The sequence below is a fragment of the Bradyrhizobium monzae genome (genome assembly GCF_021458635.1).
In the GTDB taxonomy this organism is placed as follows: Bacteria; Pseudomonadota; Alphaproteobacteria; order Rhizobiales; family Xanthobacteraceae; genus Bradyrhizobium.
In genome coordinates this window covers 167,878-183,324 of record NZ_JAIRDQ010000013.1, presented here as the reverse complement: position 1 = coordinate 183,324, position 15,447 = coordinate 167,878, and the positions used below count along the sequence as shown (strand labels likewise).

General features: G+C 59.8%; 16 protein-coding genes and 1 pseudogene. 8 read left to right on the top strand and 9 right to left on the bottom strand.

Features of this window, described 5'->3' with window-relative positions; genetic code table 11:
• Positions 1–22 precede the first annotated feature (22 nt).
• A complete protein-coding gene (gene panD / locus K3F49_RS33965; RefSeq protein WP_234685220.1) occupies positions 23–376 on the bottom strand; it encodes an aspartate 1-decarboxylase in 354 nt (117 codons plus the stop codon).
• 3 nt (positions 377–379) lie between these two features.
• On the bottom strand, positions 380–1,417 hold the full coding sequence (bioB, locus tag K3F49_RS33960; RefSeq protein WP_234685278.1) for a biotin synthase BioB: 1,038 nt from the start codon (positions 1,415–1,417) through the stop codon (positions 380–382).
• A gap of 123 nt (positions 1,418–1,540) precedes the next feature.
• Here bioB and K3F49_RS33955 point away from each other — a divergent pair, with 123 nt between their 5' ends.
• Positions 1,541–2,176 carry a GntR family transcriptional regulator gene (locus tag K3F49_RS33955; protein WP_234685219.1) on the top strand — a complete coding sequence of 212 codons (636 nt, stop codon included), beginning with the start codon at positions 1,541–1,543 and terminating at the stop codon, positions 2,174–2,176.
• Between the two features lie 151 nt (positions 2,177–2,327).
• Here the strand turns inward: K3F49_RS33955 and K3F49_RS33950 are convergent, their stop codons facing one another.
• Positions 2,328–2,762, bottom strand: coding sequence for a nuclear transport factor 2 family protein (locus tag K3F49_RS33950; protein ID WP_234685218.1), 435 nt, complete (start codon positions 2,760–2,762; stop codon positions 2,328–2,330).
• A gap of 78 nt (positions 2,763–2,840) precedes the next feature.
• A complete protein-coding gene (locus K3F49_RS33945) occupies positions 2,841–3,236 on the bottom strand; it encodes a hypothetical protein (RefSeq protein ID WP_234685217.1) in 396 nt (131 codons plus the stop codon).
• A gap of 1,255 nt (positions 3,237–4,491) precedes the next feature.
• Here K3F49_RS33945 and K3F49_RS33940 point away from each other — a divergent pair.
• The 3 genes from K3F49_RS33940 to K3F49_RS33930 all read left to right on the top strand — a co-directional run bounded on the left by K3F49_RS33940 (position 4,492) and on the right by K3F49_RS33930 (position 6,963).
• Positions 4,492–4,851 carry a Dabb family protein gene (locus tag K3F49_RS33940; protein ID WP_234685216.1) on the top strand — a complete coding sequence of 120 codons (360 nt, stop codon included), beginning with the start codon at positions 4,492–4,494 and terminating at the stop codon, positions 4,849–4,851.
• Between the two features lie 94 nt (positions 4,852–4,945).
• Positions 4,946–6,355 carry an aminodeoxychorismate synthase component I gene (gene pabB, locus K3F49_RS33935; RefSeq protein WP_234685215.1) on the top strand — a complete coding sequence of 470 codons (1,410 nt, stop codon included), beginning with the start codon at positions 4,946–4,948 and terminating at the stop codon, positions 6,353–6,355.
• Positions 6,352–6,963 carry an anthranilate synthase component II gene (locus K3F49_RS33930; RefSeq protein ID WP_234685214.1) on the top strand — a complete coding sequence of 204 codons (612 nt, stop codon included), beginning with the start codon at positions 6,352–6,354 and terminating at the stop codon, positions 6,961–6,963. The genes pabB and K3F49_RS33930 overlap by 4 nt, the downstream gene beginning before the upstream one ends.
• Before the next feature lie 248 nt (positions 6,964–7,211).
• Here the strand turns inward: K3F49_RS33930 and ald are convergent, their stop codons facing one another.
• Positions 7,212–8,324: an alanine dehydrogenase gene (ald, locus tag K3F49_RS33925; protein WP_234685213.1), complete on the bottom strand. Its 1,113-nt coding sequence runs from the start codon at positions 8,322–8,324 to the stop codon at positions 7,212–7,214.
• A gap of 468 nt (positions 8,325–8,792) precedes the next feature.
• Here ald and K3F49_RS33920 point away from each other — a divergent pair, with 468 nt between their 5' ends.
• From K3F49_RS33920 to K3F49_RS33905, 4 genes and pseudogenes are all read left to right on the top strand, one after another.
• The gene (locus K3F49_RS33920; RefSeq protein ID WP_234685212.1) at positions 8,793–9,515 is read left to right on the top strand and encodes a LuxR family transcriptional regulator; all 723 of its coding nucleotides are present in this window, start codon (positions 8,793–8,795) and stop codon (positions 9,513–9,515) included.
• Positions 9,515–9,726: pseudogene (locus tag K3F49_RS33915) on the top strand (transposase domain-containing protein); the annotation flags it as partial. The gene K3F49_RS33920 and the pseudogene K3F49_RS33915, both read left to right, overlap by 1 nt.
• A gap of 571 nt (positions 9,727–10,297) precedes the next feature.
• Positions 10,298–10,927, top strand: coding sequence for an acyl-homoserine-lactone synthase (locus tag K3F49_RS33910; RefSeq protein ID WP_234685211.1), 630 nt, complete (start codon positions 10,298–10,300; stop codon positions 10,925–10,927).
• Positions 10,928–10,936: 9 nt separating this feature from the next.
• On the top strand, positions 10,937–11,926 hold the full coding sequence (locus K3F49_RS33905) for a LysR family transcriptional regulator (RefSeq protein WP_346657379.1): 990 nt from the start codon (positions 10,937–10,939) through the stop codon (positions 11,924–11,926).
• On the opposite strand, the gene K3F49_RS33900 is transcribed toward K3F49_RS33905, so the two are convergent.
• From K3F49_RS33900 to trbF, 4 genes are read right to left on the bottom strand one after another with little or no spacing between them, the layout of a single operon-like run.
• A complete protein-coding gene (locus tag K3F49_RS33900) occupies positions 11,893–12,138 on the bottom strand; it encodes a DUF2274 domain-containing protein (RefSeq protein WP_234685210.1) in 246 nt (81 codons plus the stop codon). The genes K3F49_RS33905 and K3F49_RS33900 overlap by 34 nt on opposite strands.
• Positions 12,139–12,143: 5 nt before the next feature.
• A complete protein-coding gene (locus K3F49_RS33895) occupies positions 12,144–13,358 on the bottom strand; it encodes a TrbI/VirB10 family protein (RefSeq protein WP_234685209.1) in 1,215 nt (404 codons plus the stop codon).
• Positions 13,355–14,350 (bottom strand): P-type conjugative transfer protein TrbG, encoded by a 996-nt coding sequence (trbG, locus tag K3F49_RS33890; protein ID WP_234685208.1) that lies wholly within the window; start codon positions 14,348–14,350, stop codon positions 13,355–13,357. The genes K3F49_RS33895 and trbG overlap by 4 nt, the downstream gene beginning before the upstream one ends.
• Positions 14,347–15,030, bottom strand: a complete 684-nt coding sequence (trbF, locus tag K3F49_RS33885; protein WP_027545494.1) for a conjugal transfer protein TrbF — start codon at positions 15,028–15,030, stop codon at positions 14,347–14,349. Before trbF ends, trbG begins: the two co-directional genes overlap by 4 nt.
• Positions 15,031–15,447 lie beyond the last annotated feature (417 nt).

The window sequence follows — 15,447 nt, the reverse complement described above, 5'->3', positions numbered from 1 at the left end:
GCCAAGACCGATCTTTTGGTTTTCAACCTGACCGGATGCGGTTTTCTCGGTCGACCAGCACGACGCGCGGCCTGAACGATTTCGCTTTCGCCTCATCAAGGGTCGCATACGCAACAATGATGACCTTATCTCCAGGCATCGCAAGTCGCGCGGCGGCACCATTCAGCCCTATTATGCCGGACCCCCGGGGCGCCTCGATCACATAGGTGGCAAAGCGCGCTCCGGTGTCGATGTTGTAGATTTCGACGCGTTCGTTGATCAAGAACCCCGCAGCGTCCAACAACGCGTGGTCAATCGAAATCGAGCCTTCATAGTGCAGATCGGCTTCAGTCACCGAGGCGCTGTGGATTTTGCCCTTCATCACTGTAATCTGCATTGGTCACCTTCGATGCAATTGGCGCGCAGCATGCGCGCTGCTGTGTTCGTTGAGTCGGGACGTGATGCCGAGCCGGTCCAGCAAATTCGTGTCGCGGTCGGCTTTCGGGTTTTTGGTGGTCAACAGCACATCGCCGATGAAGATCGAATTTGCGCCCGCCAGGAAGCACAGCGCCTGCAGTTCGTCGCTCATGTATTGACGTCCAGCAGACAACCGCACCACGCTCTTGGGCATCATGATGCGGGTCGTCGCGACCAGACGCGCCACCGCGATGGGATCGGGGCGCTCTGCGGTGTCATTCACCGGCACGCCCTTGACCTCGTTCCACAGGTTGATCGGAACGCTTTCCGGATGACTGGGTAGGTTGGCAAGCAGGACGAGCATGGCGAGGCGATCCTCGACGAGCTCGCCCATGCCGATAATGCCGCCGCAGCAGACCTTGATGCCCGCCTCGCGCACATATGCAAGTGTGGCGATCCGATCCTGTAAGGTGCGCGTGGTGATGATCTTGCCGTAGAACTGCGCCGAGGTATCGACGTTGTGGTTGTAGAAGTCGAGACCGGCCTCTGAGAGCCGCGCAGCCTGCTTCGGCGTCAGCATACCGAGCGTGACGCAGGTCTCCATGCCGAGACCCTTGACCGCACTGACCATGTCGCAGACCTGATCAAGATCGCGGTCTTTTGGACTGCGCCAGGCCGCGGCCATGCAGAAGCGGGTCGCTCCGGCGTACTTGGCTCGCTGCGCGGTCGCGACCACATCGGCGCGATTCATCAGGCGGGTGGCTTTCAGCCCGGTATCGTAATGCGCGCTCTGCGAGCAGTAGCCGCAGTCCTCCGGACAGCCGCCGGTCTTGATGCTGAGCAGGCTTGCGGTTTCGACGTGGTTTGGATTGAAGTTGGCCCGATGAACGCTCTGCGCCTGAAACATCAACTCGGCAAACGGCAGGCTATAGAGCACTTCAACCTCGGCGCGCGTCCAGTCTCCGCGGAGCTGCGGGCTGTTGGCTCCATCGCTTCGCTTCACGTCCACAGCAGCAACCATCAGAGCCACGCCCCCATTCACGATCAGTCATAGATAAAGCGAGAGATTATCTATGATAACTACCCTCGACCAATGCTAGAGGATGTCCTAAGTGAGCGCATTCGTTTTTCTGGTAGATAATCTATGGTGATGGACGAGAACACGACGGTTGCCGGCCGCATCGCTGACTCGATCGGTGAGCGCATTATCAGCGGCGCGCTGCAGCCAGACGCTCCACTCCGGCAGGATCATGTTGCGCGGCAGTTCCATTCCAGTCACGTTCCGGTCCGCGAGGCCTTTCGGCAGTTGGAAGCCCAACACCTTGTCGTAGCTCGGCCCCGTCGCGGTGTGCGGGTTGCTCCTCTCGACACCAAGTCGATGAAGGAGATCGCCGAGATGCGGGCCGCGCTCGAAGTGGTCGCATTGCGCAATGCGGCTCCAAAGCTTACATCGGCTCACTTGGCACGGATCGAGCTCGCCCTCATTGAAGGAGATAATGCCGAGACAATTGAGGATTTTGAAATGGCCAACCGCGCCTTTCACCACGCGCTGGTGGCACCCTGCGCAATGCCGCGCCTGCTCGCCAGTCTCGATGGACTGCAGCTTGCAAATTCGCGGCTGGTGTTTGCAATGGCGCGAAGTGCCGGCTGGCGACCGCGGTCCAATCAGGATCACCGGCTGATTTTGCAGGCACTGCGAGCCCGCAACGTCGATCAAGCCTGCACCCTGCTCGCGCGTCACATTCAAACCATTGAGCGCCTCGCCCTTCCCGCCTCCTGACTGGAAGAGGCCTCCGGTCCGTTTACGAAGTTGTCTACGTTGACGCCGATCGCCATCGTCACCCTGAAGACGCGATCGCGTCCGGCGTAAGCATCGCGCGCGCGCCATTGTCGACCCCAAGACAGGGAGAGACCCGCTGGCGCCGCTCATCTCAGTTTGTCATCTTCGGGAGATGAATTTTCCGGCCAAGTGCCTGCTCGACGAGATCAAAGGTGTCGACGAGCACACGCATGCTGATGAGGCCGCCAGCCTTGAACTGAGCGAACTGCGCCGCGCGCAGCGAGATGGACTTGTCGGATTTGCGCGCCGCCAGGGAACAGCGCAGCATGGAGGCTGCGGAATCGACGCCGAGCATAGTCCTCTCGCGGTCGAAACGGCGAATCTGGACATTGTCAGAGATCTCCCGGATGACGTCGAGCACGGCGTGCTTGCCATGCCGAGCGCCGAGAAATGGAAACATGTCGATCGGACCATAGAGCGCCCAGTCGACCTCCTCGTCGAGGAGGGCCTCGATGTCCTCAAAATGCCGGTCATTGATCGCGCGATGCAACGTACGCGAGAAGCGCCAGAAGCTATGCTCCGCCATTTTTGGTATTCCTGAAACCAGCTTGCAATAACGGAGCTGCTTCTTGGTATCTGTATCGACGCATCAAGCTCAGCGACCTCATTGCGGCGGGCTGGGGCCACCTCCGTAGCCGCGCCACGGGGGTGAACCAAACGTCCATGTTCCCTCACGCACAGTGTTGGACACCTCTACGGCCATGAGCTCCCCCACCCGCAAGGCTGCAAGTGAGATCGAATACCAGTAGGATGCTGCGGCAAACGACGTCATGAGTTCGAGCGGCGAGGCGTGACGCTTCGAGGCATCCGCTTCGGCACATGACATTTTCAGCCAGGGCATCAGCAGGCTCCTGGCTTCGTAGCGAAGGTAGCAATCGTAACCACAGTACGGCCTCTGCGTCGACACGTCCCGCAGGTATCCGGTACCGAGAACTTCCGCGCACGCGGTGCAGACCGCGCTGTTGAGCGGGGCCCTGTGATTGACCAATACAAACTTCATGATGGAGATCCACGCCTTCCCTGCGGTCGGGGCGCAGCTCGCGAGATTGTCGCGCGCTGTTCGACGTCAACGATTTCGGCGCCGCAGTAAACATGCGGCACTCCGGACCGCAGTAGGAGACGCGTCCTCCGGATCGGGTGCCGTCTCTACCGCCGATGACCGCTCAGGCGGCGGGTAATCGCCGCAACCAATTGCTGTCCGCTTCGCAACGGGACTTGAAGTGTTCAACGCACCTCTTTGAGCAGAGGGCGGTTCGCGAAGAGTAGTAACGAATAAGGCCAAACTTTCCGGCGCAAATGGCGCACCGTTTGACGGTGTTGCGCTGAAGTTTTTGATGGTCTTTGGACATGTCCGTCTCCAATTCCTGCATCTCCCATTGCGCGTTGGAGGGCTCAGGCTTGCGACGAGCGGCGGGGCGCGACGTAGCTCAATCCGCGTCGCGCTTCGGCATCCATTTCCGCCTGCACTCGTTGCTTTGACCTTGACCTGCCCACCGTTCGATCGGGCACCGTCGATAAGCGCAAAGTTTATCTCTTTGTTCTAGAAGAAATTCGCCAATCTCCTTCCTGCCAGCGCATACGTCATGCGACGTTTCTCTATTTAGCGCAGAAATTCATCGCAGAAATCGACTATTGGTCCGGCATAGCGGCCTTACCGCAGAGGGACGATCGGCTGACATCCGACCAGCTCAGCCCGATCGTAAATCGGTCGCCCAAAGGTGCTTCTGCACCCCCGAGAGTGGCTGCGCGTGACGGACCTATTGAGGACGACGTCTTGAGCGTGTCGCCTAGGTCGTGGCCGGCCCGATCGCGACGCCGTCTCGACAAAGCTGGAGCGCTCACGTGCCGCGACCATCAACCGCCTCAAAACGCCGATGTGAGTTGCACCACATGCCTCCCGGGAGAGCCGATCGTGCTGTTGACTACCGCTACGCGCATGGACGAACGACGAATTCACGGGGCACCTTCGTCTACGGAGATCCCAACAAGAAAACCTGCAACACCGATGACGTGTGGCTGGGTTTGAGGGCGGTTTCACCCTGACACCGAGGCAACGATGACCGCCCGAGTGCCGGCGCCTCACGTCGCGGGATCTGGCTTGCGCTAGGCCTGCCGCAAATGGCGCCCCGCTTGACCGCGGGCAGAAGCTCTAGCAGCAAGGCCGTTGTGGCGATTGCGCCCCGCTGCGGTAATGTTGCAGCGCGCTCAAGGCCAAGATAGTTATGCGCCTACTTCCCTATCACCCCAGGCCCATCATGATTCGTCACATCGTTTTGTTTACCACCAAGGATAAGGCCCAGATCGACGAAATGATCGAAGGCCTGTCAGTTCTCACCACAATCCCACATGCACGCCTGCTCGAGGTTGGTCGCAATCGCAAGACCGACCAGTTCGGCAACGATATCGACGTAGTGGTCTACGGTGAGTTCGACAATGAAAGGGAACTCGCAGCCTACAGGGCTCACGACCTATACCAGGAATCGATTAGCCGGGTGCGACCGCTCCGCGAGCTGCGGTTTGCGGCCGATTACACCGTATCAACGGATGCGCGCTTGGCCTCAACGGCTGCAACAGGTCAAGTTGCTCGGCGCCTCGAGCCGACTGGCGGGGGCTAACCTGACAATCGGCCTCAAGGGTCCCCGGGTCCCAGACCAGCGCTCTCGGTCGGCTCGGGATCACAATCTGAACACATCTCACAGCAAGTCATCGGTGACTGACAGCCCAGTGCACGTCCGCGAGCTGCCGTGGATCGAGCCCGTCATGGCGATGCGATGTCTGGCTCATCGACCGCAGCTTACGTTTCTCGATAGCGCGGCCAAGCATGAATTGCTCGGCCGCTATTCATATCTGAGCTGCGATCCGTTCAGTACTTTTATGGTCGCGGACGGACAGGCGAGTTGGAATGGAGAGCCTCTTGAAGGCGACCCGTGGGAAGCTCTTCGCGCCCTTCTCGCCAACTATTTGCAAGAGCATCGCTCCGATCTCCCCCCGTTCCAGGGAGGCGCAGCCGGCTTCCTTGCTTACGATTTAAACAGGACGTTAGAGCACTTGCCGACGCCCGCAATTCCCGGGCAGGGATTGCCCCAATCGCTCCTGCATTTCTATGACGTAGTCGTGAGCTATGATCACCGGCACAACAAATGCCGGATCATTTCCACCGGATGGCCGGAGCAGGATCCTATACGTCGCGCAGAGCGTGCACGCCGTCGAGCCGACGAATTTGCAGCACTGCTTGCCAACCCAGAGACGCCGCGGGATGCATCCTCCGGCAGCGTGGGCGCCTGGCATTCGAACTTCAGCCGCGAGGACTATGTTGCGGCGGTCAAGCGCGTCGTCGGCTTGATTCTGGCCGGAGACGTCTTCCAAGCCAACATTGCGCAGCGCTTCAACGCCAGGGTGCCAACTTCCTTCGACCCCCTCACCTTCTACAGCCAGCTACGATCATCGAACCCCGCACCTTTTGGGGCGCTTCTGCGCTATGGCAAGCTGACCGTCGCATCGAGCTCGCCGGAGCGTTTCCTGAAGCTCGGTGGAGGCCGGGTCGAAACACGCCCCATCAAGGGCACGATCGCGCGTTCCGCCGATTGGAAGGAAGACCAACGCCGAGGTGAAATCCTCGTTGCGTCCGAAAAGGACCGCGCCGAGAACGTCATGATCGTCGACCTCCTACGCAACGATCTGTCACGTGTCTGCACTGGGCGTTCGATCGAAGTTCCAGCGCTGTGCGATCTCGAATCCTATGCCTCGGTGCACCACCTCGTGTCGGTCGTTACGGGTGAACTTGCAGGAGACCAGGACGCCGTTACCTTACTTCGCGCTTGCTTTCCCGGCGGTTCCATTACAGGAGCGCCAAAGGTGCGCTCGATGGAAATCATAGCGGAAATCGAGCGTGTGGCACGCGAGCTCTATTGCGGGGCGATCGGCTTCATTGGTTTTAATGGGCACATGGACACGAACATTGCGATTCGCACTGTAACGATCGACGGCGATGTGGCTGTCTTTCATGCAGGCAGCGGGATAACGGCGATGTCGGACCCAGAGGCCGAATACGAGGAGACGCTCGCCAAGGCGAAGCGCATCTTCGATGCGTTTCGTGCTGAACGATCCGGTGCAGTTTGATTGTCATCATCGACAACTACGATTCCTTCGTCTTCAACATTGCCCGCTATTTCCGCAACCTTGGTGAGGCAACGAAGGTGGTCCGGAACGACGAGATCAGCGTCAGGGACCTTGTTGGCTTGAAGCCGCGCGCAGTGGTTATCTCACCGGGTCCCTGCACTCCACTTGAGGCCGGAATATCCACGGCCGTGGTTCGCGAGCTTTCAGGTCGCGTACCGCTTCTCGGCATTTGCCTCGGACACCAATGTATCGGGAGCGTTTTCGGCGGAGGCGTGGCGCGTGCACATCGCCCTATGCACGGTCGGTCCTCGTATGTCACGCATGATGGTCGAGGGCTGTTCAAGGAGCTCCCATCCCCACTTCGCGTTGGACGCTACCATTCTCTTGTTGTTGAGCTCGATGAGGCTCGCGCCTCGCATCTTACGGTGACAGCGCGTTCGGACGAAGGCGAGGTCATGGCGCTCGCACATCGTTTCCAACCAACATTTGGCGTGCAGTTTCATCCGGAATCGATACTCACGGAACAAGGGCACGTGCTGCTTATGAACTTCCTACGCCTGACGGAGGCTTCCTGGGCCAAGATCGAGCCAACTGGCGGATCGCTGTGATTGGCTCGGCAGCGGTTCGATCTCGTCGCAAGCAATGTCGCTCGCGCGCGAACGGGTCCACCGCTTCTGGCCGATGCCGACGCCCGGCGCCCCCATCAGCGGTGATGGTCGTGCGAAATCGCAGCCTGAGGGCAAGTCACGCTGTCTTGCGCGGAGTTGCGCTGGCTCTCCTCCAAAAAAAGGGCCACTCCGGAGGAAGGAGTGGCCCAAGTAAGGGAGGAAAACGCCCCCTAAGGAGCCTCTGGGGATCAGGCCGCGGCCTGTTCGATCGGTGAGAAGGGCAGGCCGAGACTCTCGGCCACGGCCTTATAAGTTAGCCGGCCCCGATAGACATTGAGGCCTGCGCGCAGATGCGGATTCTCGAGCACTGCTGCAAATCCCTTGTTGGCGAGAGCCAAACCAAAGGGCAGCGTGGCATTGTTTAATGCCTGGCTTGAGGTGAGCGGGACAGCTCCGGGCATATTGGCGACGCAGTAATGAATGACGCCGTCCACCTCGTAGGTTGGATCCGCATGCGTCGTCGGACGCGAGGTCTCGAAGCATCCGCCCTGATCGATAGCTACGTCCACGATGACGGAGCCCTTGCGCATCGAGCTCAACATGCCGCGACTGACCAGCTTCGGCGCGCTGGCGCCGGGAACGAGCACCGCCCCGATGACAACGTCCGCTGCAAAGACTTCCTCCTCAACGGCGTCTATGGTCGAGAACCTGGTGCGAACGCGTCCCTCGAATAGTTCGTCGAGTTCGCGAAGCCGGGGAATCGAACGATCGAGGATCGTGACCTCGGCACCCAATCCCGCCGCCATCCGAGCGGCATGTGCACCAACAACCCCGCCTCCGATCACAACGATACGGGCCGGCTGCACACCGGGCACGCCGCCGATCAACAGCCCCCGCCCGCCTGCGTACCGCCTCAGCGCCGCACCCGCGGCTTCGATCGCAAGCCTGCCCGCAACTTCGCTCATCGGCGCAAGCAGCGGAAGCCCGCCAGCCGGACCAGTCACGGTCTCGTAGGCTATGGCGGTACATCCGGACTTTATGAGGCCCTTAGCCTGTTCGGGGTCCGGCGCCAGATGCAGATATGTGAAGAGGATCTGGTTCTCTCGCAGCTGGGTCCATTCCGAAGGCTGGGGCTCCTTGACCTTTACGACCATCTCGCTCGATGCGAATACATCGTGAGCGGACCCCAGGATCGTCGCGCCAGCCTTGCGGTACTGGTCGTCTGTTGCGCCGATGCCAGCACCGGCCGTGGTCTCGATCAGCACGCTGTGGCCCGCGGCCACATATTCGCGGACAGCCCCAGGAGTCAGGCCCACGCGGTATTCGTGCGTCTTGATCTCCTTGGGAACACCGACCTTCATTTGGAATCTCCTCTTGGACGGCCCCCTTCTAATGGGAATCGCGGTGCAAACTTGCGAAAGTGGAGCCAAGTCGCGCTGAAATTCCGCGATTCTTTGTGCAATCACGCAGGATTTCAAAGAAGCGCACGAGACCGACATAGCAATCGTCGACGAGCCGCCGTAAGTGGCGAATGACCGGACCGAATTCTCGTGTCGAGCGGAGACTGTTTGCCACTGCGATCGCGCGGCTATGGGACGCCGCATCAAAACAATCACAAGATATCAAGCACGACTTGACCTTGTACGACTTGATCTCATCATTGGAGGCAAGCGCTCAGATTTCACCGCAATCGCGCATTATCCGGGTTGCATCCAGGCGTTGTCCGTGCGGCATGAAGCGATCAAGGAGTAAGAGCCCTATGTCTGAGTTTACCGATTGAGGCGAAAGTCAAACGTGTGATTTTTCGAGTGCCTGCAGCGAGAAGGACAATGCGTTACGTTTTCCAAGCTTTCATCGATCAACTCATCGAAAGTACTGACGTCGACGACCTTAGGCTGGGGATGGCCGAAACTGCTGCCGCGCTCGATCTGTGTTGTTTCGCCTACCTCACTTTACCTTCCAGACCAGACGCGCAGCCGCTTCTGATTTCGACCTATCCATCAAGTTGGACTTCGCATTACGTCCAGCAGCAGTATCATCGGTTCGACCCCGTGATTATCCAATCCCTTCGCCGGGACAAGGCCTTTGAGTGGGGCCTTGGTCTTGGACCAGAAGTACATTCGGAGCCTGCCCGCCAGGTTTTCGAGGAGGCCGCCCGATTTGGCATTCGCTGCGGCTTCACCGTTCCGATTCACGAGAGCGGCGTCGCTGTTGCCACGGTCACATTTGCCGCCAACGAACGAGCTGCGTCCTTCGGACGTTCCCTACGGCGGCATGCTCGTATACTTCCTTTTATGGCAACGGTTTTCCATGCACATGCACAACGTAAGCTGCGTGCCTGCGATCAGATTGATGGTGTCTCGCTTTCTCGGCGGGAGATCCAATGTCTGAATTGGGCCGTTCAGGGCAAGTCTTCCTGGGAAATTGGCCGCATCATGGGCATCTCTCACCATACGGTCGCATTTCACCTGGACAACGCCAGGACCAAGCTGGGCGTTCGATCGACGATCCAGGCCGTCGCGCGTTTTGTTGCCGCTGGCCGAAAGACCTAGATGCGGGCGGCCGGCGCGCCGCGGCCATCTACACCGTCATCACTTCCGCCAAGCTCAACGACATCGATCCCCAGGCCCGGCTCGCAGACATACTGGCCCGTCTGCCGGGTCATCCCGCCAAGCGCATCCAGCACTTCGACCTTGGAATTGGCGCCCTCAAAGCGTCGCCATGCGGCTTGAGTCCATCAGCTTGCCGACCAAGATGAGCTAACGAGGGTAAACGATGTTCCGGCATCACGCCCGAGCTGCAAACCGCGATTAATTCCCGGCGATTTGATCTTGGGCGGCAGCCAGACGTTCGGCTTCTTTTAATGCTGCAGCTTTTGTCCTGAATGGTCCGATGTCGTTCTCTTCAGTGTCAGGCAACCAGGCAGGAAGGAACCACCAGCCTCATGGTCGTCCGTAGCTGGCCGTGCTTCGGACTGATCCGATGCCCTCAGCGATGAACCAGCCGGGATCGACCCAATCCTGTCGCCATGAGATTTCTGACATGGTGTGTGTCATCCTCGATAGAATGTCCCCTCAAACTCTAGGTCTCGTTCCCGAGTTCTAGCCACTCCATATAGGCCGAACAGTAAAAACTCGTCGATAGTGCTCTGAGGATGTTCGGCGACACCACGGGCGAAGACCGACTAAATATGCTCGCGCGGCACCGTCCTGCTATTCCGGGGTCGCCCGATGTGTGCGTCGGATTTCGGTATCACACCCTCCTTAACTGAGGAGGCTGCACATCCCCAGCAATTCCCCTTCAATACCCGCCCTGCGGCTTTGGAGGCACGGTCATGATGCAGATCATCACACAGGAGTTCTATGGGGCCTTTGCTGAAGACCTTTGTGAGATGCACCGACTTAGATACAGGGTTTTCAAGGAACGACTCGCATGGGACGTTCAGACCAGCGGGGACATGGAAATCGATGAATTCGATGCACTCGGTCCCGTCTACCTGATTCAGCGGTCGAGCAACTATAGCGTTCAGGGCTGCGTACGACTGCTTCCATCTACCGGACCGACGATGTTGCGCGATACCTTCCCTGTGCTGCTCGATGGACAGCCCTTTAAAGCGACTCCTTCGGTCTGGGAAAGCAGCCGTTTTGCGCTGAATGTTGACGCTGGAGCGCGCGGAACGATGCGCGGGCTGACCAGCGCGACCTACGAGCTCTTCGCTGGCATGATCGAATTCGGCGTTTCGAGGCGGCTAACAGAAATTATAACGGTGACCGACGCCCGGATGGAGCGCATCTTGCGACGCGCTGGGTGGCCCTTGCGACGGGCGGGCCAGGCAAGGACATTGGGAAACACCCAAGCAGTCGCTGGTTATCTCGAGATTTCCGCGGCCGCACTATCCCGGGTCCGCGACACCGGAACACTTCGCTCACCTGTGCTCTGGGAACCGGCGCTGAAAGCTGCGTAGAGATCTCGCATGTTCAACCCCTCAACCTCCCCAAAATTGCCGGCCGCGATCTCAAGAGACATGTCTCGCCCTGTGCAATCAACCAATATCAGTCTGCATCATTTGCGATCGGCGGTCGCTGCGGCGGACTGCGGAAGTTTTCGACAGGCGGCCGAATGCCTGGCCGTGCAGCATTCGGTGCTCAGTCGCTCGATCAGTCAGTTTGAGCACCTGGTCGGAGTGGCTCTCTTTGACCGTTCGACCGGCGGAGTTGCGCCAACGCCCGCCGGGCGAACGATCCTGCAAATGTCGCGAATGATCCTTGAGCAGCTCGACACACTGGTCGCAACGGGCCGATCGAGCGGCCGCGGCGAGGCGGGCCACCTTTCCGTGGGTTTCTGCACCTCAATATCTGCAGGCAATCTACGAGCCACCCTCGCGGAGTTCAGGAAGCGAACTCCCATGGTCGCACTCACCACAGCCGAACAGCCGCGCACGCGTCTGATGGATTCTGTTCGCATTGGCACCATCGATGTCGCCGTCGTTCCTGGAGGACATACGCTATCCGGTCAGAAGAGGCTGCCGGTTTGGAGCGAACGCATTCTCATTGTGCTTCCAAAGGATCATCCTCTACTCATCCGCGACGCTATCCACTGGACCGATCTTCACAACGAGACAGTTCTGCTAAGCCAACGTGATCCGGGAAGCGATTTGAAAGAGCTGTTGGTTTCAAAGCTGGTTGCCAATGAGAGGCGGCCAAAAATCGAGCGGCATGATGTCAGCCGAGGCATCATCAAGAGCCTCGTCAGCTTGGAGCTTGGAATAAGTCTGGTCCTTGAAGCTGACGTGGGAGCCAACTTCACCGGCGTGGTCTATCGGGAAATCCAGGACGGTTCTGGACCAAGCCGTATGGGCTTTAACGCGTACTGGCGTAAGGACAATGAGAACCCGGCGCTTACGCGCTTCCTGGATCTCTTGGCCGAACGCTATCCTGCGCCGCCTTCAACGGCAGAGGGGTGACTTGAACGCCTAAGCTTTCTGAAACCGCGATCGGTGGCCATAAACCGTGCCAGCATCGGCGCAATCAGCTTGGCGGGCTCTACAGATTGGCTCGATTCACGCGAAAGGGTCTCGGCATAGGCAACAAGATCGCGATGCACGGACGCCGGCAGATCAAGACTGATCTTGACGGGTTTTTCATCTGGTATCGCTCCGATTTTGAGTTTTGACATGTGCATCACCCTTTATATGGCTCCAGAACGAGATCGCGGTTGATGTTGACGCGGATCGGAAACCCGGGCCGAACAGTGAGTGTGGGCTGGATGTTGAGACTGCGCCGAACCACTTGCTGTCCGGTTTGGTTGAGCGAATCCGATGCGCCATGTCGCAACGCCTGAATGATCGCACTATCGTTGCTGTTTGTATCGGAGCCAGCTCCCAGTTCTGTGCCGACGGCCAGGAAGGTTGAGAGGGCGGCTGCCTTGAAGAGTTCACCCCAGTGGTTGTCGACCTCGTCTTCAAGCCCTGCATACCCCGATGGATCCGCGCCGGGTTGCCGCTCGAGGACAATGGAGCGCCCGTTGGGCATGATCAGCCGCGTCCAGACAAGCAACACGCGTGACTGGCCGAAGCTGATCTGGCTGTCATAGACCCCTATGAGACGCGTACCCTGCGGAATTAGCAGGAAGCGCCCCGTCGGCGAGTCATACACGTGCTCGGTGACTTGAGCCGTGAGCTGTCCCGGCAGGTCGGAGCGGATGCCCGTGATCAGAGCTCCGGGAATAACCGTTCCTGCCTGCACCACATAAGGTGAAGCAGCTTTCGTGATCCGATCCGGACTCGTGGTACGCCTGTCCACGGCAGCATTCACGAACGCAAGCTTCCGGTCCTGCGCATTCTGCGCAGTTCCCTCGTCGTTGTTGACCCCCGGCGCAGCCATGTTCGCGCGATCAACTGCTTGCCCGACGCCTATCGGATTTGAGGCCTCTCGGGTATTCGTGGAGGCAAACAGACGGCTGATGCGCGCCGCCTCTGCCTCCTGGCTCTCGCGTTGCCGCTCCTGATCGGCCGAACCAGCCGCGGCACCAGCCGGCTGCCCCTGAGCAGCGAGGATCGGGCGGCCGAGATCGCCGGGAAGCGGCGGGCCCAACTGCGGCACCTGGCGTGGCACCTTCGCGTAATCCTGCGGAAGCGCAGTGATGCTCTCCGCAACGTTGTGATGATCCGTGCTGTAGAGCTCTTCTGGCCTGGGACCGCGTGCCTGATTTTTCTGCAGCGCCCAGAAGGTCGCACCAGCAACAAGGAATACTGCGAGAGAGCTGCCGGTCAACAGGACCTTGCGCGAAAGGCGGGTCACGCGCGGGTATTCTGGCCGGAGCCGAAACAGCTCTGTCTGCTCCTGAGGCGGCTGTTGCGTGCTGGCCGGTTGTTCTTCATCCTGACGGTCGGTCATGTCGAGCTCCCGTCGGTCCGGACAATTCTGACCTTCTGCTGGTGCTCTCCGCCCAGGCGGAGTTCGGCGGCTGCGAACAGCCGATCGACAATCAGCAGATTGCCATAGGCCCGATAGTTGACGATCTCGGTCTTGCCGTCAGGACCGAGGGCAAACAGGGGCGGCATTTCGCCCTGTACGATGCCTTGCGGGAATTCGATGTAGACCTTGCGACCATCATCATAAGCCGCAATGGGACGCCAGGGAGCGTTGTCACCTTCGATTCGGTAACGGAAGCGGCGTTGCGTGATGTCGGGCAACGCAGGTGTCAAAGATGCCGATTGTCTTTTCCCCTGCCGATCTTGCGGGTAGTACCAAGCAACCAACGGCATGTAGGGCTTTTCGCGCGAGCGAAGCTCAATCAGATAGGTGCGCCGATCCGTGTTGATGACGAGGTTCGTCTCGATCGACGCGCGCGTCGGCTTGACCAGAACATGGACGCGGCGGGTGTCGCCGCTTCCGTTCTCGGTATCCCCGACGACCCAACGCACCGTGTCGCCAGCCGCGATCGGGCCGGACCCGACCAGCTGTTCGCCCTCCTCCAGCGCGATGTCCGTGATTTGACCCGGCGCTGCATAGACCTGGTACAGGGCACCGGGACTGAAGCTGTAGATCTGCGCGGCGTTGAAATACCCGCGTTTGCGCGGCTGGACGCGAGCGGCGCTATTGGCCGCGTCGACCCTGTCGACCGGTTCGGCTTGCTCCTTTGCCCCCGATTTGCCGCCGAGCGCCGGCTTCCAGGCGGGCGGGACGTGAAGTGGACGGCTCCGATCATCGACATCGGCCGGTAGCGGCGGCAGTGGCGGCACGTCGGAGTCGTAGGTGATTTGGGGCGGAATATAGGTCGAGCAGGCGCCAAGCATGCACGCGAGGACCGCGAGCACTGAAACGGCCGCCCTGCCCGATAACCCTGGAGAGACGCCAGTCGGGACTTGAGAGGATTGCGGCTTCATTGCCCGAGCTCCTTCGACCAGCTGATTGCATTGACGTAGACGCCGAGAGGATTCTTGCGCAACCGATCGGCATCGCGAGGCGCCTGAATGACGATCGTCAGAATGGCGGTCCAGCGCTCCGTTGAACCAAGCGATCCGTTCTCGTAGCCGCGCTCAACCCAGGCGACGCGGAAGCTTTCAGTTGAGGCGCGGATGACGCTCGAGACCTCGACCGAGACTTGCGTCTTTCCGAGCCTTGCGAAGGGATCATTGCTCCTGGCGTATTCGTTCAGAGCGGCGGCCCCGCGGTCGGTGGTGAAGTCGTACGCCCTGAGCCAGTTCTGGCGCAGGACAATGCCGTCTGCCGGCAGACCGCGGACGTCCTCGATAAAGCGAGCCAAGTGATAGGCAATCTGAGCATCGCTGGGTTCGAAATCGGAGGTCGCGGGAGCTATTCTTTGTGCCTGGCCGAGACGATCGACCTCGACGACCCACGGCGTGATTGTTCCTTGCGTTGATTGCCAGACCAGGCCTCCTGCGAGGCCACACGAGAGCGTCAGACAGCTGAATGCCATCAGCCGCCAATTTCTGGCTTGCACACGTGCCGAACCGATGCGCTCGTCCCACGCTTGCGCCGCCTTCTGATAGGGCGTCACGGGCGCGGGCGTCCGCCCGTAGTGAACCGAAGACCTCTTGAACATCAGTCATTTCCCCAAGAAACCACAATTGAGACTTGCATTTCGCTCGATGGCCAGGCGGCGAGTGCGGAGGGTTGCAATCACGTCGCTTGCTCGACGCGCACGAGGTGTCTGAACACGCAAAGGCAGCGCGAGACACGGCAGGCCCTGCATTGCCGTCTGCGAACGCTTGAGCTCAAACCCCGGAGGTCAGGCAGCAAATGCACGAGAGGCAGCGTAAGGAAGGCGTCCGGCCGATCTTGCATGGCCGACATCTCGAACACTTGTTGGCTCTCGCGCAGTGGCGCTCTCACTGACGCGGACTGGTCATGCGTGGCCTGCCAGAGAAGCGCGGGCGTAAGGCTCAACGAGAGTGCTTGAGAAGCCAGCACCAGAGCTTGCCAGGCCGGACCATGCCAAGCGCGCCGACCAGGGCGCGCG